The organism is Chitinophaga sp. HK235 (assembly GCF_018255755.1).
GTDB lineage: Bacteria > Bacteroidota > Bacteroidia > Chitinophagales > Chitinophagaceae > Chitinophaga.
Genome location: NZ_CP073766.1, coordinates 4,775,516 through 4,795,429 on the forward strand (window position 1 = coordinate 4,775,516; position 19,914 = coordinate 4,795,429).

The 19,914-nt window shown below is 41.7% G+C and carries 16 protein-coding genes; 2 read left to right on the forward strand and 14 right to left on the reverse strand.

The features are described from left to right. Position 1: 1 nt before the first annotated feature. From gmd to KD145_RS17665, 10 genes are all read right to left on the reverse strand, one after another. The gene (gene gmd / locus KD145_RS17620) at positions 2–1,114 is read right to left on the reverse strand and encodes a GDP-mannose 4,6-dehydratase (protein ID WP_212000348.1); all 1,113 of its coding nucleotides are present in this window, start codon (positions 1,112–1,114) and stop codon (positions 2–4) included. A gap of 52 nt (positions 1,115–1,166) precedes the next feature. Continuing rightward, positions 1,167–1,898: a WecB/TagA/CpsF family glycosyltransferase gene (locus KD145_RS17625; RefSeq protein ID WP_212000349.1), complete on the reverse strand. Its 732-nt coding sequence runs from the start codon at positions 1,896–1,898 to the stop codon at positions 1,167–1,169. After that, positions 1,888–2,976, reverse strand: a complete 1,089-nt coding sequence (locus tag KD145_RS17630; RefSeq protein ID WP_212000352.1) for a glycosyltransferase family 4 protein — start codon at positions 2,974–2,976, stop codon at positions 1,888–1,890. The genes KD145_RS17625 and KD145_RS17630 overlap by 11 nt, the downstream gene beginning before the upstream one ends. Before the next feature lies 1 nt (position 2,977). Continuing rightward, complete coding sequence (locus tag KD145_RS17635; RefSeq protein ID WP_212000354.1) at positions 2,978–3,925, reverse strand: hypothetical protein; 948 nt, start codon at positions 3,923–3,925, stop codon at positions 2,978–2,980. Next, entirely contained in the window at positions 3,922–5,175 is a 1,254-nt protein-coding gene (locus tag KD145_RS17640) for a hypothetical protein (RefSeq protein ID WP_212000356.1), read from the reverse strand. The genes KD145_RS17635 and KD145_RS17640 overlap by 4 nt, the downstream gene beginning before the upstream one ends. Before the next feature lie 9 nt (positions 5,176–5,184). Beyond that, positions 5,185–6,714: an oligosaccharide flippase family protein gene (locus tag KD145_RS17645; protein WP_212000358.1), complete on the reverse strand. Its 1,530-nt coding sequence runs from the start codon at positions 6,712–6,714 to the stop codon at positions 5,185–5,187. A 167-nt stretch (positions 6,715–6,881) separates the two neighbouring features. Beyond that, positions 6,882–7,826 (reverse strand): glycosyltransferase family 10 domain-containing protein, encoded by a 945-nt coding sequence (locus KD145_RS17650; RefSeq protein WP_212000360.1) that lies wholly within the window; start codon positions 7,824–7,826, stop codon positions 6,882–6,884. A gap of 56 nt (positions 7,827–7,882) precedes the next feature. Continuing rightward, positions 7,883–8,806, reverse strand: a complete 924-nt coding sequence (locus KD145_RS17655) for a glycosyltransferase family A protein (RefSeq protein ID WP_212000361.1) — start codon at positions 8,804–8,806, stop codon at positions 7,883–7,885. 24 nt (positions 8,807–8,830) lie between these two features. Next, the gene (locus KD145_RS17660; RefSeq protein ID WP_212000362.1) at positions 8,831–9,913 is read right to left on the reverse strand and encodes a Wzz/FepE/Etk N-terminal domain-containing protein; all 1,083 of its coding nucleotides are present in this window, start codon (positions 9,911–9,913) and stop codon (positions 8,831–8,833) included. A 13-nt stretch (positions 9,914–9,926) separates the two neighbouring features. Continuing rightward, entirely contained in the window at positions 9,927–11,948 is a 2,022-nt protein-coding gene (locus KD145_RS17665) for an SLBB domain-containing protein (protein WP_374223537.1), read from the reverse strand. Between the two features lie 1,031 nt (positions 11,949–12,979). Here KD145_RS17665 and KD145_RS17670 point away from each other — a divergent pair. After that, a complete protein-coding gene (locus tag KD145_RS17670; protein WP_212000364.1) occupies positions 12,980–13,480 on the forward strand; it encodes an RNA polymerase sigma factor in 501 nt (166 codons plus the stop codon). Positions 13,481–13,551: 71 nt separating this feature from the next. Next, a complete protein-coding gene (locus KD145_RS17675) occupies positions 13,552–14,673 on the forward strand; it encodes an acyltransferase family protein (protein WP_212000365.1) in 1,122 nt (373 codons plus the stop codon). Here KD145_RS17675 and KD145_RS17680 read toward each other — a convergent pair. The 4 genes from KD145_RS17680 to KD145_RS17695 all read right to left on the reverse strand — a co-directional run bounded on the left by KD145_RS17680 (position 14,658) and on the right by KD145_RS17695 (position 19,454). After that, positions 14,658–15,875, reverse strand: coding sequence for a sterol desaturase family protein (locus tag KD145_RS17680; RefSeq protein ID WP_249219421.1), 1,218 nt, complete (start codon positions 15,873–15,875; stop codon positions 14,658–14,660). The two genes, KD145_RS17675 and KD145_RS17680, sit on opposite strands and share 16 nt — an antisense overlap. 219 nt (positions 15,876–16,094) lie before the next feature. Continuing rightward, positions 16,095–17,507 (reverse strand): RtcB family protein, encoded by a 1,413-nt coding sequence (locus KD145_RS17685; RefSeq protein WP_212000366.1) that lies wholly within the window; start codon positions 17,505–17,507, stop codon positions 16,095–16,097. A gap of 16 nt (positions 17,508–17,523) precedes the next feature. Then, positions 17,524–18,267 (reverse strand): hypothetical protein, encoded by a 744-nt coding sequence (locus tag KD145_RS17690; RefSeq protein WP_212000367.1) that lies wholly within the window; start codon positions 18,265–18,267, stop codon positions 17,524–17,526. A 122-nt stretch (positions 18,268–18,389) separates the two neighbouring features. After that, on the reverse strand, positions 18,390–19,454 hold the full coding sequence (locus KD145_RS17695; protein WP_212000368.1) for an AAA family ATPase: 1,065 nt from the start codon (positions 19,452–19,454) through the stop codon (positions 18,390–18,392). Between the last annotated feature and the right edge of the window lie 460 nt (positions 19,455–19,914).

Here is a 19,914-nt window from a genome sequence, read left to right on the forward strand (position 1 = left end):
ACTATTCAAATTGGTTTAATACTTTATAACCAGCATCCTTTAACAGCTTTTCTCTGCGGAACAGCTCAACGTCAGCAGCCACCATTTCCTTCACCAGGGCAGGTAAATCATACTTCGGTTTCCAGTTTAATTTGGATTGCGCTTTGGTCGGGTCTCCTATCAACAACTCAACTTCAGTTGGTCTGAAATAACGGGGATCTACAGCTACAACCTCCATGCCCTCTGTCAATCCACAATCAGGGTTAGTGCTATTGAGAACATATCCTTTTTCTTCTACACCGGTACCACGGAACTCAACTGTGATACCTACTTCCGCGAAGGCCATGGTGATAAAATCCCTCACAGTGGTTGTTATTCCTGTGGCAATCACGTAGTCTTCCGGAGTATCCTGTTGCAGGATCAGCCACATTGCTTCTACATAATCCTTTGCATGTCCCCAGTCGCGCTTGGCATCGAGGTTGCCCATATAAAGCTTATCCTGTAATCCCAGAGACATCTTCGCAACTGCTCTTGTAATTTTGCGTGTTACGAACGTTTCACCACGTAAAGGGCTTTCATGGTTAAATAAAATACCATTGCTGGCGAACATTTTATATGCTTCCCGGTAATTCACTGTTATCCAGAATGCGTACATTTTGGCTACGGCATAGGGGGAGCGAGGGTAAAATGGTGTTCTTTCTGATTGAGGAACCTCCTGTACCAAACCATATAACTCTGAGGTAGATGCCTGGTAAATTCTGGTTTTTTCAGTCAATCCCAATAATCTGACAGCTTCAAGTATACGCAGTGTTCCGATTCCATCCGCATCTGCAGTGTATTCCGGAGCTTCGAAGCTTACCTGCACATGACTCATGGCACCCAGATTATATATCTCATCCGGTTGTACTTCCTGGATTATACGAATGAGATTGGTGCTATCAGTCAGATCACCATAATGGAGTTTAAATCTAACGTTCTTCTCGTGCGGATCCTGGTATAAATGATCAATTCTATCAGTATTGAAAAGCGAACTACGACGTTTAATGCCATGAACCTCATAACCTTTTTTCAATAGAAGCTCCGTTAAATATGCACCATCCTGTCCTGTCACTCCTGTAATAAGGGCTTTTTTCATAATCTGGGTAAAATTAAAAATATATTATATTATTTTTCAATAAGAAAGGAAGCTATTTTTTCAGTACGTATCTAAAGACCAAAAAGCTTTTCAAAATCCTTTTCATTCTGAACCATTTTGGCTCCATTAAAAATCTGAACAAACTTTCCATGCCAACTTTCTGAACTATAACCGGCGCTCTTTTAACTCTGGAGGATGCCAATTCGAACGTTCCTCCACAGCCCACCACTAATCCAACTCCCAGTTTTTCCAAAGCATCAAGATGATCGTCAATCCAAAATTCCTGCTTCAAAACCCCAAACCCTACAAACAAAAAATCCGGCTTGAATGCAGCTATTCTTTTTATCAAATCAGCATTTAGTGCTGGCGGGAATGGATAAGGATGAAAATCCGGTGAAAATCCATCAATCGGTATCCCATACACGCTTTTCAGGCGTTCCTGGGCCATTCTGTTGCTGTCAGTACTTCCACCCAGCAAAAATAATCGTTTATTATGCATCCTGCAATACGAACACACATCATATATTAACGAAGAGCCGGATATTTTGTGAAACGTCTTCGAACGATTAGCCAATTTCGCTAACACATATGGAATTTGTCCATCAAAAGTCGAAATATTATTGTTAATAATGTTCCTTAAACGCTCATTTCTCCCTGACTCTACAATAAACTCTGCATTAACAGTAACTACAAATTTGATCTTGTCAAAATCCTTCAACAGATCCTCTTTATTAAGCCCCCGAAAGGTTAAGCCTGCAAAGCGAATATATTTATTATCTTTCATTAATCACTCCCTTAAAATGCCCTGCCAATTGTTCTGCGACATGATCACTATTAAAAGCCTCCGCAACATTTCCGGCATTTTGCCGCATTAAATTATAGGCATGATTATCTTTGAATAACTGATATGCTGCAATAATCTTCCTGCTTAATTCAGCAGCATCCCCTGGCTCAAACAAAAAACCATTATAAGCAGGACGAATATATTCAGGAATTGCGCCAACTTCACTTGCAATAACAGGGACCTGACATGCCATTGCCTCTACAGCCACTAACCCCAGGCTTTCCTGAAGCGTAGTAGGGAAAACAAAAAAATCCATTTGCCGAAAATAGCCAGGAAGCTGAGATTGTGGCACTCCGCCCACGTATTCAATTGAAAACCTGCTATTCATCTCCTTTATCATTTTAGACAGGGCACCGGTTTCTTTACCATCTCCAACAATCACTACCCTCAGATCCGAAATTGCATGATCCTGTTCAAGTAACTTAACCGCCCCTAGCAATACATCCCATCCTTTTCCCCAATCTATTCTTGATACATAGCCCAAAGTAAATACAGTATTTACCTGCCCGGGAGCTAAAGAAAAGATATCCGTATTAATACCTCCTGAAGGGGAAACAAATATCTTTTGCGGAGATACACTAAAAGCACGGGTCACAGCATTTCCGAAAAAAGCAGAAGGTACGATTAACGAAACAGCCCGATTAACCAGTGGTTTACTGATTGTTTTGAAAAATGACGCGAGCCGGGAAATGGTAAACACTTCACCACCATGAAAATTGATAACCAACTTATGGGGCCTGAATAAAGTTACCAATAGTAACGGCAGAGCACTAAACGAAACAAAATGTATATACAAGCAATCAAATTTCCCAAACATGCCATGATATATAATAAGCGCGTAAAATTTGATATACTTGAATATTTTTGTAATGGTACTATCTGTTCTTCCCCGAATGACGATCTTCTTATCAAAACTTATTCCATGCTGCTCTAACTGACCAACAACGTTGTGTACAAATATCCCATAATACTTATCATCTTTGCTTGGATAAAGATTGGAAATCAAACAACATTTCATACTAATTTCCTTTGTCGTTACACAAGTGGTTCTCTGTTATAAAGTCAATGGGAAGTTCCTCATGTGGTGATTTCGGAACATACTTATACATTTTTTTAAAGTCAATCCTCATTCCTTTCTGCCATACCGAATGCAGGTATTCGGCGGATATATTCCCGCTTTTATTCTGTATTTCATTTTGCACCCTGTTGCACGGGTTATTTACCAGCCTGGATGTCTGATAAGCCAGCCCCCTTCTCTTTCCAAACAAAACATTGAATACCTGCAGATTCAACTCCAATGTATTGGGAGCTTTAAATGAGATTGTCTCCATCATGGCTCTTATCTCTTTTGTTTTGAAAATGTTCCCATCTACAGACAAAGGATAGCCCCAATCAAACAACCCATCTTTCCAATACCAGTCAATCATATCACCCTGTTCTTTAAGGGAACTGGGCAATGGTATAGCCGCCTGCCCGGTGTAGGAATAAGCTATGTTACTTCCTAATCTGAGCGATACAATCACCCCGTTATTCACCAGGGCCCGAAGGGGGGCTAAAGCAACTTTATCCAGGAAAACAATATCATCTACCAAAAAGAGTACCTGATCTGTCGTAATACCTCTTAAAAGTTTTTTTAAGTCCGACTCAAAAACATTTTCTTTAATAAAAACTGCACGGTTACCGATTTCCTTTTCCAGTTCACGATAACTTTTCATGTAAGCCTCATCTGAAGCATTATATAACACAACTATATTCTGATAATCACTGACACAGGAAAACAAAGAGTAAAGCAAGGCATGTAACTGTAACACTCTGTCTTTGGAGAAGATGACAATAGTATTTCCCTCAGACAACTGAGTATTATCACTATGATACATGTTATAGTAATCCTGAATCAAATCAACATTAGTTCTCCTAATTAATTGATACCCTCCCCTACTTATTAAACCACTTAAAATCTTTTTCATTTCAACTGTTTTGACGTACCTATTTCTTTATCGCCTCCGTTCTTCACCTTATTGCTTGTTTGAATAAAGTAAAAGGAAACAAGACATAAGTACAGCGCATTCAATGCACTATAGAGTATATGTCCTCCGAGTGCAGAAAGAATAAAATATATACTAATGTAAAATATAAAAAAAGGATAGGCTTTAAAATTGAAAATCGTATTAAAATATAATATCATCATTAAAATACAACCTACAATTCCAAAAAAGAAAAACAAATCCAGCACATCCATTTCCAGTAAATACAGGAATTGATTCTGTCCACCAAATAATACGTTCCAGAAGGTCCAGTTTTCAAGGATAATCGGAATTTTGATCGCTGCCAGGACGTCTCTGCTGCTTAGCAACATAGACCAGACACCATCTCTCTCCATCATTGAAATCATAAATGACAGGGCTGCCTGACCTTGTTCTGACAAGAAAAATATAACGATCCCGGTTAGTGCAATGGACAGCATCACAAAAAAAATGACCTTAGCCAATCCCCGGGCTACAAAAAAGACATGATAAAAAGCCAACGACAGCAGGAAAAAATAATATCCTTTTGATCCAAGGAATAATGACCCCGTCGCAACAATATAGAAACACCACTTATCTCTCCTGGATGAATTTCCAAGTAGAAAACATTTATAATAAAAATAGCATACCGCTAAAAAATAAAATACAACCGCTTCATTGTTTGCAAATATTAATCCATTATATCCAAAACGGTATGACTGACCGGGAAAAGCTTCAAAAATGGGAGCCCTTGTGAGCACCCCAAGAATACAACAGGTCGAATTAATCAGAAAAATCAGCTCCAGTACCTTTAATACCTTATTCAATGCAGCGGGATTATTGATTAATTTATACCCTGTATAAAAAACCACAAACGCGTATAGGTACTTATTTAAAATAATAATATTCTGAAAAAAGGGATAATCCGTTTTTTGGTAAAATGCAAATGAATAAACACCTGCAGCCCAGCACAAAATCACGAGCAGTAAAAAAATCAAAAAAGCCCGTCGCCGTGTATCTATAAAATATCCTATTGTAAAAAAGAAAAGTACCTGATAAACAGAACGAATAAGGATGGAAACACGACTGAACTCAATATTTTTGATCATAAGCAGTTTGGTGATCCCATCCGCTATGAAAAAAAGATAAAGAGCAGAGGTAAATAACATCAGTACCCACCCCTCTTCTGCTATATTTTTCTTATTCGTTTGCATTTAGTCACATTAAGCACGCTGGTATTTATGAAATACTTTCTGTACTAACCCCAGTAAAAACTCCCTTTCGCTTTTTGAAACTACTCCTGTTACTAACATTAGTATAGCCAGTACCATAACATATAAAACCGATAAGCTTATTAAAGACAACCATGTCAGATGAAGCTGGTTAGTGAAATAATAAAATGGCAGTGCCGCAACAGAAGCACATAAAAGAGGTTTCAAAATTGTTTCGAATGCCACAGGGAAAGGGGACATACCTAAAAATCTCTTTGTTACCACTATAAAGTAGGCAATATCAATGATGCAGGTAGATAACATGGCTAAACCTGCTCCAAGAATCCCGTAATTCTTTATTAAAAGCAGGCAGGCAACTCCCATAACAACTCCTCTCGCAATAACGTATATCGTAAAGCGATTCAACTTGCCAATACCAACAAAACAACCGGTAACCACAATGGTTGTCACCGCATTAACAAAATAAGCACCACTTAAAGCAATTAATGTAACTGTTGCTTTAGCACTTACATCATTTCCTACCCACAAACGCAATATCTCGTGCGAGAAAATAATAACAGGAATAAAAGAGCAGATTGCCATCACTGAAACAAATTTCATATTGCGTTGAAAAAAGACATTAAATTCATCCTTTTTCCCTGTAGTCAATAATTCAGTTGTTTTAGGGAAGACATAATGCGTGACACTTCCTATCAACGCACTAATAGAACTCGCTATTAACAGTGGAATAGAATATATCCCTACCTCCGAAACACCCAGCCAGATACCTATTAAAGTCTGATCAATTCTCGAGAAAAAAAGGCTCCCTACCCGCAGAATAAACCCATACCCAAACTGCCCCTTTAACAAACTCCAGACATGGGAATTTACACCTGATAAAAGACTGAACTCCGGCACCTCCTTCTTTATCAAAAAGACATAGGCACAAAAACTAAGCAAATAGAAAATTACACGGATGAACACAAACCATACTATTCCTCCACCACTTAAAACCAGAATAATACCGAATAAAATAGACAAGAGATTCTGGAGTACGTTTAGTCCATTAGATACTTCATATTTCTGCAGACCATTAAATACCGCTTTTGCAAAAAGATTCAGAATACTGAATAAGAATCCAACCCCTGCAAGAATAAATATCAGCCTGGCCTCCTGTAAATGAGAATCAGGAATTTTAAAAACATTCCGGGATAAAATACCTGAAAAAGCAGCAACCAGGATCATTCCACCCAAACCGATCCTGATATAGATCTGCAGGGCCGAATTAAGCAGTGATTTTAACTTATCCCGGTTATTCCCGGCGTTATACTCCGCTACGTATTTAGTAATAGGTATATCCAATCCCATATCACTAATAATAAGGTAACCTATTATCAGATTAACGAGATTTAACAATCCGTAAGCCTCATTACCCAATTTGTTTAATATTATTGGAATCGAAATAATATTAAGCAATATTGGAATCAGATATCCTAACCCTCCGGATACTATATTTATTACAGATCTTTTACTTAAGCTCATAAATTCTCCAGATCCTGCTGTATGTAATCAATTTCAGACTCTTTATTCAAAAAGATATCCTACATTATTGTTTTATCTTCTATACTATCGTTGTCAGAAATATATTTGTGCATAATTTCTTCTTTTTCAAGAAGCGTACCTTTACACAAAGTAACTCCTGTTAAAAATCAGATCCTTTTAATTATTTTTTTAGCATATCCCTTTATCAGTGGTTTAATATCCTTTCTCAGATAAACAGCCGTTTTGGGTCCGACACTCTCTCTCAGTGCACTATCCATGATCCTTGTAAGCATCGGGAAAATATTATAATAATGCAGGCATTTATCTCTGGCTTCGATCAGGGCCTGCAACCTTCTTTCATAATGATCATCATCTTCAAGCAATTGCTCTATCACTTTAACACTACCTGCAAAATCATTAATATCAATCCTTTTGAATGCTTCCTCATCAAAATAATTCTCCAGATTAGTGCAACCATAATATACCGGAAAACTATAAGCCAGATAACAATCAATTATTTTCTCTGTAAAATAATATCTGGGAGCAGAATTCTCCATGCAAATGTTATATCTGTAGGCTTCCAGTGTATCCCATTTATCATCAAAATCCTTTATTCCTCTGCCAAACAGATCAACCGCATCCCCGAAATGTGCTTTCAGCTTTAGCGCAAAGTCCAGCCTTTTACGATGCCCCTCTGTAAAGGTTTTTGTTGAGGTGATCATAGAAATTTTCTTCGTCTTTTCTATGGGTTTAATTTTAACCAACTCATCATAGCTTTTATTTACAAACCAGTGCTGGCATTGCGGAATAAGCAGCTTATTTGTATGAGGCATCTTCTCGTGGCTGGTAATCACCGTATTAAACTGATTAACAAAACGAGCTGAATATGTTTTTATCTCTGGTGGCTCTCCTGTTATGAAAATAGTATTGGGTTTCGGGAGAATTGTTTTCTCAATTGGCTCAGTTAAATTCTCGTATACAACCCAAAAGTCAAATTCCTTCTCAATCTCTGTATCCAAAAAGAATTTATAATTGTTCCACTCTCCTGTCTGGCCAGGTGTTTGCCTGAAAATCGGCCAATTATCAGGAAACGTTAATCTCACCTTTACCATACATTTTATCACAATTTTTGAAATCTTTCAGTTCCATGCAAAATCGATCAGTCTTGTTAACGCTGCTTCCTGTTAAAAGGATTATAAATCGATATTAAATAAACCAAAGATGTAATATTTATTAAAAATGAATTATACCAGCTTAAGGATTTACCAAAATACAAAGCACTCAGTTTGAAGTTATTTTTTCTGTAATAAACAGAACCAAAATAACGGTAATACATTCCCCAGCTTGTCCTGGAAACAGGGTCAATCTTTGATGCCGGCGAATATTTTTTTAAGAGTGATTTATATGCTCTTTTGTACTTTCCTACATTACTCATCATCCCATGGGGATTGATACGATATCTGGCCAATACCTGGGGCAGATATCCAAAATGAACGCCTCTCCTCGCCAATCGGATCCATAAATCCTGATCTTCAAGCCCCCAAAGATTAACATCGAATTTTCCTGCTTCCAGAAAAACATCCTTTCTCACCATAACAGTCAATACCCCAATTGTATTCTTATATAACAACTGAGGTAATAAACTACCTTGTTTTTTATAGAAATATTCAACGAATCTGTTTGCCCAATTTTTGTGTAATATGGTTTCCCCCGTGAAATTCTCAAATCCGGTATGGCTAATCAATACATTGGGGTATTTTTTATGGTAAGCAATCTGTTTTTCCAGTTTATCAGAGAGCCATATATCATCAGAATCAAGAAAGGCTATAAAATCTCCTGTCGCCATACTTCCTGCGGTATTTCTCGCATTTGAGAGCCCCCCATTTTTTTCCAGTCTGACAAATTTTATCCTTTCATCCCTTTGTTCGCATGCAAGGGCTAACTCAGCTGTATTATCCTTCGAACCGTCATCAATAATTATTAACTCCCAACATGGATATGTTTGCGCAAGAACACTTTCAACAGACTGCGTCAGTGTCGACGCAGCATTGTAAGCAGGCATAATTACAGAGACCTTAAAAGAGAAATTCACTGCTTTAATTTAAATACCAAAAATTTATGCCATTACAGTTTTGTACAACCTTCTGATCATCACTAACATCAAAGCCAAAAAGCCTCCGGCAAAACCTCCCAGGACAATGCCCTTCGCTTTACCCAGCTTTTGCTTTCTTAAGGGTAAAATAGGAGTATCAATAATCTGAATCACGGGTGTTTCCTGCAGCATAGCCATTTTACTCATCTCCAGATTTTTTAATACTTCCCCATACATTGTCTGCAAGACAATCTTATCCCGATTATCCATTTCAAGCCCAACAGTAGCCATTCTTTTAGCCGGATTAAGATTCAGGTCCTGAGTGATGGCGCTGGCATATGTCTTTTTATTCAACAAATGCTCTATTGAATCAGCTTTCTGCTGTAACTTATCTACATTCGATTTAGAACGCTTGGTTTTGGTTTGCACATAAAAATCAGTAGCTTCCTTAACTAAATGTTCTGAAAAATATTTAGCAAAAAATTCGTCTTCGGAAGAACAGGTCACAGATAAAAATCCGATCTTCTTATCTATCTTATCGATTATCAGATTACTCTTCATCACCTGTGTTCTAATAACATTCAGTATACTGTCCTTTACCAGGGGAAAAAGCTTCCGGTCTTCATTAACAGGAAAAGTAATGTTACTTAATGCAGGTAGTTTCTTCCATGTCTCATTCAGATGTTTAAAATTTATATAATGCTGCACCAACGTAGTCGCTTTACCATTGATAGTAATAGATGATAGTAATGTCCTTTCAACTATTAACCTTGACTTTAAAAACTCTACAATATTGTCTGCAGCAAATACGCCACTTCCTGATCCACCACCACCGATATCAATTCCAAACTGACTGGCTAAGCCGGCATAACTTCCCAATCCGCCTGATTTATTATCTTCCAAAACAAAAGTAAGCTCAGCCATATATTTAGGCTCACTGAGCATTGAAACTGTCAGGCCTGCCCCACCTCCCAACAATGCGACAGCCAATATTAAAAACTTCTTTGTCCATATATATCTACTCCAGTTAATGAGTTTCAGAATAAAACCTTTTAACGACAACTCATTCTCCTGTATCTGTGCACTATCTTTTTGGGATAAATCCATTTAATTCAGTTTTCTATTTATTGATCGTATTTAAAATGGTAACTATCACCAGTGCTACTGAAGCCAGGCCACTTGCCAACCCAACTGCTTCTCCTCCAGTCAACCCTTTCTTTTCTTTACGCGATGGTATATATATCTCGGCTCCCGGTTTGACTTTAGGATATGTATTGAAGAAGAAAACCTTCCTGGTATTCTTCACCTCCCCATTCGCATATACGATATAACTTCTTCGTCTCAGTGCCTGAGCGGTAAAACCACCAGCGCCATGTATATAATCCCGGAATTTATACCCACCATCATATCTCACTTTTTTGGGGAAATAAATTTCGCCAAACAGTTGTACGGTCTGCAATTTTTTAGGCACTTTAATGATATCTCCTTCTTCCAGCAGGAGATCATATTTAGAGCCCGGATGTTTCATGATCTGCTCGAGGTTGATACCCAGCAGCTGCTCTTTTTTGTCTACAGCAGCCTGTACTCTTACGATGTCAGTGCTATCCTGCAGTTTGTTATAAAACACCTGCAGTTTATTGGCCAGCAACATACTGTCACCCTCATTAATAAACGTCTTACGCATCATTACCGCACCTTCCGGATAAGCTTCCGAACGGAGCCCACCGGCTCTGTTAATCAGGTCGGAAATTCGCTCGGAGCGGCTGTTAATCGTATAATCGCCTGGGTATATCACTTCGCCGCTGATCAATACGTTGGATTGGGTAGCATATGCCGGCGAACGACGAACGACGATTTCATCAAATGGTTGCAGCACAAAAGCTTTTGCTTCAGGATTGTTACTGAGGTCTGCATTGATGTCGAAGCGTTGAACAATAGCTTTGGTACTATCCTTCGGATCATACATACCACCACGTTTTCTGCGGGAAATCTCCACCTGCTGAATAGAAGCGGCATCTGTCAGACCACCGGCCATCATGATCAGGTCTTCCAGATGCATATTGTCGGCATAGTTAAAGTAGCCAGGCTTATTTACTTCTCCATCTATTCTCACCTCGTATTCTTCCCGCAGATCGAACTTGGAATAGATCATCACACTATCTTCTTTCTGTAAGCGCACCTCAGATCTTCCGGTTAAAGCATCCTGTACATTGAAGTTGATGTAGGAAGGGGTATAATCAGCCTGCAAACGGCGGATGAGTCCTCTTGATAAAGCGGCAATTTCTTTTACCCCGTCGGCTCTTTTAATCAGGTCTTTCACGGTCATATTGTCCTCCAGTGCATAGTTGCCAGGATGGAACACAGCTCCTGAAATAGTCACCCGATTACTGAAACGGTTCAATACAGAATCTATAAAAAACTGGTCACCGGATTTTAATTTAAAGGAAGCTACTTCGCTGGCTTGTACATTCACCACCTCCCGCTCTTTATTATTCACCCGGTAGGCCCTGATCACATCTTTAAAAGACAAATCCGTATAACCGCCAGCGTAATCAATGATGTTCTGCAGACTCTCATTCTCTTTCGCTTCAAATATGGCCTGACGTTTTACTTCACCCGTCAATTCCACGCGGGTTTTGTAAGGGTTTACCTTTACAATGTCCTGGTCCTGCAATACAATATTGTTGGTAAGGTCGCCATGGGCGAGAAAGTCATACAGGTCAAATGTAACTACCGGCGAGCCGTTGCGAATCACCTGGATATTACGGAAAGAGCCATTTTCACTGGGACCGCCGGATACATATAACGCATTGGCCACAGTTGCCAGGGATGGAATAGTATAAGATCCGGGATTCACCACTTCCCCAATCAGCAGCACCCGAATGCTCCGGATATTACCCAGAGAAATCTGTACAGATGTATTACCGGAGCGGATACCACTGTAAATGGTGGATAACTGCTTCGTAATTCTGTTTTTAGCCTCTTCCATTGTCAACCCGGTCACGTATACAGGTCCCAGGTTGGGAATACGGATATAACCGTCTGGTGTTACCTTCAGCCGGTGCTGTACCTCAGAATAGCCATAAACATCTATCAGGATCTCATCATCTGCTGCCAGGCGGTAATTGGGAGGGGTAGGCATTTTGAGGTTGGGCTCAAACGTCAGGTTTTTGTTATTGAAGAGCTCGGAACCAAAAATCTTTTTACGTTTTTTCTCCAGCTCCCGCTCTTCACGTGTTTTCTGCCTGTCCTTTTCTTTATCCCTTTTATCAGATATTCGCCCTTCAGTACTGTCATCGTCTAATTTGCGGGTCCCGTTCTCATCATCTTTATCTTTGTTCTTTTTGTCCTGATTCTTCTGGTCCAGCTCCTTGTCCAGCCCCAATTGCTGAATACGGCTCTTCAGTTTGCTCACCTCAATATCCGGAATGCCCTTCTGCTGAGCATAAGAATCTATATCCGAAAATGCAATGTTATTCTTTTTCATTTCAGCCACCAACGCCCTCACCTGATCATCACTCAGGTTGTCTACTTTCATCTGCCTGATTTGTTCTTTGGATAATGCTGGATTCTGGGCAACCGCACAATAGCCAATAAACAGGAAAAGCTGTAACAGCAGTAATTTTCTGAACATGTATTAATAGGATAAAAAACTTCTCGAATATCTTTCTGGAAAACAATTGTAAAGCACGATCCCTCCAGGGTACCGCCAAACAAGTTGCAAATCTATTAAAAATAACATATAAATGTTACCAGAATCGCGTTATCTAACCATTTTGTTCTTAAATGGTTAGACAATTTTCAATATGCGTTTAAACATTTAAATCAGTTGCTTTATAACAATAACGAAAATAAGTGTATATAATTGAGATTAAAATTAGTTTTAAGCAAATTATAATATAAAATAATTTATAATACATTATATTTTACATAACTCCAACATTTCCAATCCGTTTTTATCTTTTTATCGTTAATTATATCAGAGAGTCATGCGGAAAGACCTGTTGTTATATTGATCCACCCAAAATCGAGCTATTGTCATCAGAAAGGAAACTCAGAAAAACCATGTTCGAGAACGGAAATGCTATCCTGAAACCATTATAAATCAATTCATTGCACTACAAACGTCTGACTCATATGTGAATTTGTTTAATTAGTTAAACCTTAAACATTATGTCATCTGTTGAATTTAACACCTTGCTTGTCGGAAACGCTGATTTCCTGAAACCCTTTGCATTCACCCTTACCAAAGACACCGAACAGGCAAAAGACTTATACCAGGAAACCTTGTTCCGCGCCCTGTCCAACCAGGAAAAATACCTGGAAGGAACCAACATCCGGGCCTGGCTCTTCACCATCATGCGAAACATCTTCATCAACCACTACCGCAAAAAAGCCAAAAACAGGATGATAGCCGAACCCACCGTAAGTGACTTCTTCCTCAACTACCAGCAAAGCCCCTCCATCAATAAGGCCGACACCAACCTCCGCATGAAAGACATACATGTCGCCGTTTACCACCTCCCCCAGATCTTCAAACAACCATTCCTGCTCTATTACGAAGGATACAAGTACTTCGAAATAGCCGATATCCTCCAGGAGCCCCTCGGAACCATCAAAAGCAGGATACATTTTGCCCGCAAAATACTCAAGACACAGGTACCCCGCCACTAAGAAAGCAGTTGTGATGATTCAGCTTTAATAATTATCTTGGCGAATTACCAAACAACCAAATATTCATTATAGTGTCTGCTTCACAACGTTTTTTATCGCTGGATGTGTTCCGTGGCCTGACAGTGGCCGCGATGATCCTGGTTAACAATCCAGGGAGCTGGGAGTATGTATATGCCCCCCTGGAACACGCCAAATGGCATGGCTGTACTCCTACCGACCTGGTATTCCCCTTCTTCCTCTTTGCCGTAGGCAATGCTATGAGCTTTGCCATGAAAAAATACGCCGATGCCGGCAACGCTGCCGTCATCCGCAAAATACTGACCCGTACCTTGCTGATATTCGGTATCGGCCTTCTGCTCAACTGGTTCCCGTTTGTAAAATGGTCTGACGGACAACTGGTAGGTAAATCGCTCAGCAACCTCCGTATCCTGGGGGTATTCCCCCGTATTGCCCTCTGCTACGGGGCTGCAGCCTTCATTGTACACTATCTGAAAGATAAAGGCGCCTTCGTAACAGCCTGTGTCATCCTGCTGGCATACTGGTTCATCCTCATCGCCTTCGGTGGCAGTGATCCTTACAGCCTGGAAGGGTACGCAGGCCTACCCCTTGATAAGTTAATACTGGGAGAAAATCATATGTACAGAGGAGAAGGAGTACCCTTCGATCCGGAAGGTATTCTGAGCACCCTCCCGGCTATCTGTAACGTTATCTTCGGCTACCTCGCAGGAAAATTCATACAGGAACAGGGCAAAACATACGAAATGCTGGCCCGCCTTCTGATCATGGGCTGCATCCTCATCTTCGCCGCCCTCTGCTGGAACATGGTGTTCCCCATCAACAAAAAAATATGGACCAGCTCCTACGTACTCTACACCGTGGGCCTCGCCCTGCTGATCCTCTCCATACTGATGTATATCATAGAATTCAGAGCATACACCAAATGGACCACCTTCTTTACCGTATTCGGTAAAAACCCGCTGTTTATCTACGTGCTGTCCGGCGTGGTCGTAAAACTCTACCTGCTTATCAGGCCGGTACCCGGACAAAATATGTACACCTGGCTGTATCAAACCGTCTTCCAGCCCATCGGTGGCAACATGGTAGGGTCGTTCCTCTTCGCCCTCTTCCATGTATGTGCCTTTGCCGCCATTGGCTACTGGATGGATAAAAAGAAAATCTACGTACGGGTATAGCCGTATACCAGCCGGTAATACTCCTCCCGCAGGCGCGACTGGTAATAAATGGCTGTAGCCAGTACCAGTCCCGCCAGCGTCACTAACGACGGATGCGGCCAGCAGTAAAACAATGCAAAACACAACACGGCGTACCGGGCATACTCCAGATAAAACACCCAGCGCTTCTGCTCCAGGATAGCACCGCAGTTGATCAGTGTCAGTAATATGAGCAAGGTCACACATACCTGGATAAATACCGGTGCGTAATATTCCAATAGTAAAAAGACAAACAATAATGTGAGTGTGGTAGCCATCTGCCACACCACATAATTATTCAGTTTAGGCGTCTCCGTTATACTCCGGTTACGCAACAAAAAATTTTCCTCCAGCACAGTCCTCGCCGCAGGGTCCACGTTGTCCGGCTTCCCGAATATCACCCGCAGTCTGTTACGCCATCCCCTGGCCGCCCTCACGGAATACAGCATCTCCAGTATAAAATGAAAATGCTGCCACAGGAAACTGTTACTCTCCAATGGCTTGGTTAACCCATACACCGGCTCTTCTTCTTCCTTCTGAAAGGTGCCAAACAATTTATCCCAGATGATAAATACATCTCCATAGTTTTTGTCGAGATACTTAGGATTACTGGCATGATGCACCCGATGATGGGAAGGCGTTACCAGTATATATTCCAGGATGCCCAGCTTACCAATGGTACGGGTATGAATAAAAAAGGGATAGAGCCCATGTACCAGCAGCATACTGGTGATCATCGCCGGCGGAAAACCAATCACCGGTAATATGGCCCAGAAACCTGTCCGTATAAACGCCTGAAATACCGTGATCCGTGCAGAGACGGTATAGTTAAACTCCTCGCTCTGATGGTGCACCACATGGGCACACCACAATACTGTTACTTCATGCGCCAGCCGGTGATACCAGTACCAGATAAAGTCTGTACACACCAGCAAGGCCACCCATAATAACACACTGGCTTTGATATCGAAAAGGGCATAACGCCGATACAGGTAGTCGTATACAAAATAAAACAGCCCTACCGTAAAAGTGTCCAGCAATCGCTCAGCTATCCCTACGCTGATGTTGGCCACTGTATCATTGAACTTAAAATAACGCTTCCCTTTTTTTTGCGCCACCAGATACTCCAGACCCATGAATGTCAGGAAAAGAGGAACCGCCAATGCCAGATAATTCAAATGCACTTGATAAAGTTTTAAATACAGGTAAAAATGAAAACACGGGTTTCCCTGCATGGTGCCAGCCCATGCACAGGGATAGATACTGCTTGTTATTGGTGGTAACTGATGACAATATTAGAAAATATATTTCTAATATCCTACTAAATTTGTAGACTATAAAACACAAAAGGCGAAAAACAGCTGTTCGCCGTCTTCCGCCTTTGTTTCATTGCATATGTATATTTAGTCTTCTGCTGGTCCGCCGTCTGCCATCCGCACCATTTTGGGCTGGAACCGGCCTACTGTTTCCACGAGGTCTGACTGTGCCGACATCACAGTATTGATATCCTTATAAGCACCAGGTGCTTCATCCAAACCACCACCAATCAGCGTTACGCCATTATCCTGCAGCATCTTCCTCATTTCCTCCTGGGTAATAGAGGCGATTGCCTTGGTACGGGACATCTGCCGTCCTGCTCCATGAGATGCAGAATGCAGGCTGCTTTCCTCTCCTTTACCCCGCACGATAAACCCTGGCGCGGTCATAGAGCCGGGGATAATACCCAACATGCCTTTACCGGCAGGTGTAGCACCTTTACGATGTACAATCAGCTCTTTACCGTGGTGTATTTCCTTCCAGGCGAAGTTATGATGGTTTTCCACCCTCGCCAGCAGCGTGGCGCCCATTTCGGCGATCATCCGCTGATGGATCAGGTGGTGACAGGCGGAGGCATAATCACCAGCCAGGTTCATTGCCAGCCAGTACTCCTGCCCTGCCTCTGTATTCAGATCCAGATATGCCAGGTGTTGTGCTTCTTTAGGCAGTACACACAACTCTTTGGCCAGCCGGGTATAATGACCGGCTACCTGGGCACCCATCCCGCGGGAACCGGAGTGCGACAGCAGCCCTACATAATTGCCGGGTGCCAGATTCCATTCGTTATTAGCATCGAGGATGGTCACAATACCCCACTCCACAAAGTGGTTTCCGGAGCCGGAAGTTCCCAGCTGGCCGGCAGCTTTATCGAGCAGATTACGCAACACCGGTATCTCCCTGAATTCGGACCGTTCCAGCACAGGGTCTGCGTCATTGTGTTTCCATTCTGCGCCGGCGCCGAACTTTGTTTTATTCTTCAGTGCTTTCTGATAGCTGGAGGCCTGCGTTTCAAGGCTTGCTTCCGGCAGGTCGAGGATACTCAGGCACATGCGGCAACCGATGTCCACCCCTACACCGTAAGGTATCACCGCGTTGTCAGTGGCGAGTACCCCGCCGATAGGCAGGCCATATCCCTGGTGGGCATCCGGCATCAGCGCGCCAGCCACGGCCACGGGTAAACGAATTGCGCTGTTCAGCTGTCTGATAGTACCTTCTTCAATAAACTCAGCGCCAAAGATGGCGTAATCCACCGGGGTATCCCGCAGTGCTATTACTTCCGGTTTTTCTTCCACAATCAGATGAGCTGCGATAGCGCCCAGCACCGGATCGTCCTGATAGGCAACGGGGTCTTTCAATACGCTGGACAGCACAGCCTCCGCTTCTTCCAGGGTGGCGTCAGGATAATGTTCAGCGATAACATCCATGGCCACACGAATTACCAGACCTTGCGGATAACCCAGGCCCAGCAGTTGTTTACCGGTAATTTTCAATTCAGACATAACGATTAAAGGGGGTTCATTCAATGTTGTAATATATTTCCTGCAGCAGTTGCGGCAGGGGTTTCTTTTGATATTGGTATTTTTCTTTCGGGCCAAACAGTTTTTTATTCCACGAACTATGCCTGCTTTGCGTCAGCCAGCGCATCCTGGGTCTCAGATAATGTTTGTCCATATAGTTTTCTATCTCCTGGATCTGAGAATCTAATTCCGGATTGGCCTTCCGCACATGAGTCAAAAGATGTGGTCGTATCCGCAGCACAAAACGCCAGGGCTCCGTAAATACCATCTGTGGCACTTCCCCCTTCCAGCCGACCTGCACCATCCGCTCTTCAAAATAGGTCATTTCATCACGCGTTAGCTTAAGTTTGTTAAACTCATCACGATAAAAGGTCCGCACACCCTGTTCTTTCACGACCATTACCTTTTTACCTTTCTGGCGCTTTTTCACCTTAAAATCCTTCCGGTGAAAATACTGCACCGTATTGATTTTGTCCAGTATGCCCTGAAAAAATGATGCCTGTTTTCCGCGGGCTACGTCGTCCCTTAATATAAAGAAACGTTTGTAGCCCTTTTGCACCGGCGGTTCCAATGGTACATATTCCGGATGACGGTCTTGTCTCCAAAGTACTTTTATACGTTTGTCGAGCTGTATCAGCTGTTTGTCTTTTTCTGTTTTTACTACGCGCAGGCGCCTCCTGGCCGTCCTGATACGCATGGTATCGATATAATATTGTAATTCGTCGGGTAATAACTTGTCCATGACGGATGGTCTGTGATCGTTGTAAATGCCTGCACCAGCTGGTGGAGGTTGTTTTCCATTCGGTTGTATATGGACAAGTGATTCTTTTTCATGATAGTACTTTTTTAGATAGATGAACAATATTAAACAGTCTCTCCCACCATGGTGCGACGGAATCCGATCACATTTTTCGGCGCTTCAAAAGAAGGCTCGTGCTGGTTGGAGATTTCTGCAACACTCATGGGTTTGTTGATCATAGTATCAAAGCCCAGGTGAGCAGACAGCCGTTGTGCTTTTTCAGCTGGCAACTTTTTGAATTCGTATTTGGCGATCAGCCGGCCTTTACGCAGCAGGGCACTGTCGATGGAAGACAGATCACTGTTGAAGGAACATACCAGTTGTATATTCAAACAATCCGCCAGCAAGCCATCAGACAGGTTTAACAGATTAGACACGGATGAATTACCGGTAAATTTCCTGTCCATGATCACGTTTTCCGCATCTTCAATGATCACTACACAGTTAGGATTGTCAATCAATAACTGCATAAATTCCGGGCTCATGATATTGTTGGCCAGATCAGGTGAAACAAACAGGATACGTTTCTTAATTTTCCCGATCAGGTAACGCAGATAGGTGGTTTTTCCGGTTCCGGGCATACCATGCAGGAGCACAATACCCTTGTCTTTTTCTTTGCGTAGCCGTTGTTGTATCACCTTATCCACTTCCCTGAAATCATTATCGTAAAACAGATCTATATCCAGTTTGGTACGTTTGATTTCCATGCTCTTCAGCTCCAGTCCTCTGCGACCACTCACGATCAGATTAATTTCATGTGGTTCACGGCGTTGTTTTTCCTTATATCGTGTAACCATTTCCGTTACCTTTCCTACAAACTCCATATCTGATCCATCATGCAGGATCTCACACCACGAATGCCAGAAGGCCACTATACTGCGGTTATTCAACACCATTACCGTCTGTGAGTGTTTGTATTTTTTCTTTTTAGTGTCATAGTCAGTGTATTTGTAGGTATTTACAATCATGCTCTCAAATGCCTTTACAAACGCCACCGATGCTTTATCACCATCTATATCGTATATATTGTTGATATTGGGTATTCCGTTGAAATGAACAGTATACACCCCTTTGGGCGCAAAGTATTCACCATCGGTAATATCTATCTGGTTATTGACCATTGTTTTCATTTACAAATTGATCTTTTAAAATTAATCCACCCTGATAGAGATTTACCGGAGCCCGGAATAGGCTCCCGGCAAATCATGCTTATCATTTGAAGTACTTTTTGCAGTACTTGTTTGGGGGGAAGTTACAAGTTATCCTCTTGATAACCTGAAGATGGGGGTTAATTCAAACAGAGACGAAAAAAAATATCGTTAAAGGAGCAGATTTAGCGGAGCAGGATTACTCCGCTACCTGATTATTAATTGTACCTCCTCAAATAATCTTTTCGTTATGAGCACAAAAAAACCCGGTCAGTTTTTACACGGACCGGGCTACTAACGTTAACGCATACACTACGTTAAGACATGCCGGGTCCGTTTAGCATCCATGTTTTGAATGCTATCCTGAAACCATTTACTGCAGCGGTTTTCAGCGCGCAGTGTCCGGATATTTGTTGTGTTCAATGGTAATTTCATTACAAAA

Coding starts and splice junctions, on each gene's coding strand:
- gmd (WP_212000348.1), bottom strand. CDS start 1,114: ATGAAAAAAGCCCTTATTACAGGAGTGACAGGACAGGATGGTGCATAT.
- KD145_RS17625 (WP_212000349.1), bottom strand. CDS start 1,898: ATGAAAGATAATAAATATATTCGCTTTGCAGGCTTAACCTTTCGGGGG.
- KD145_RS17630 (WP_212000352.1), bottom strand. CDS start 2,976: ATGAAATGTTGTTTGATTTCCAATCTTTATCCAAGCAAAGATGATAAG.
- KD145_RS17635 (WP_212000354.1), bottom strand. CDS start 3,925: ATGAAAAAGATTTTAAGTGGTTTAATAAGTAGGGGAGGGTATCAATTA.
- KD145_RS17640 (WP_212000356.1), bottom strand. CDS start 5,175: ATGCAAACGAATAAGAAAAATATAGCAGAAGAGGGGTGGGTACTGATG.
- KD145_RS17645 (WP_212000358.1), bottom strand. CDS start 6,714: ATGAGCTTAAGTAAAAGATCTGTAATAAATATAGTATCCGGAGGGTTA.
- KD145_RS17650 (WP_212000360.1), bottom strand. CDS start 7,826: ATGGTAAAGGTGAGATTAACGTTTCCTGATAATTGGCCGATTTTCAGG.
- KD145_RS17660 (WP_212000362.1), bottom strand. CDS start 9,913: ATGGATTTATCCCAAAAAGATAGTGCACAGATACAGGAGAATGAGTTG.
- KD145_RS17665 (WP_374223537.1), bottom strand. CDS start 11,948: ATGCCTACCCCTCCCAATTACCGCCTGGCAGCAGATGATGAGATCCTG.
- KD145_RS17670 (WP_212000364.1), top strand. CDS start 12,980: ATGTCATCTGTTGAATTTAACACCTTGCTTGTCGGAAACGCTGATTTC.
- KD145_RS17685 (WP_212000366.1), bottom strand. CDS start 17,507: ATGTCTGAATTGAAAATTACCGGTAAACAACTGCTGGGCCTGGGTTAT.
- KD145_RS17690 (WP_212000367.1), bottom strand. CDS start 18,267: ATGGACAAGTTATTACCCGACGAATTACAATATTATATCGATACCATG.
- KD145_RS17695 (WP_212000368.1), bottom strand. CDS start 19,454: ATGAAAACAATGGTCAATAACCAGATAGATATTACCGATGGTGAATAC.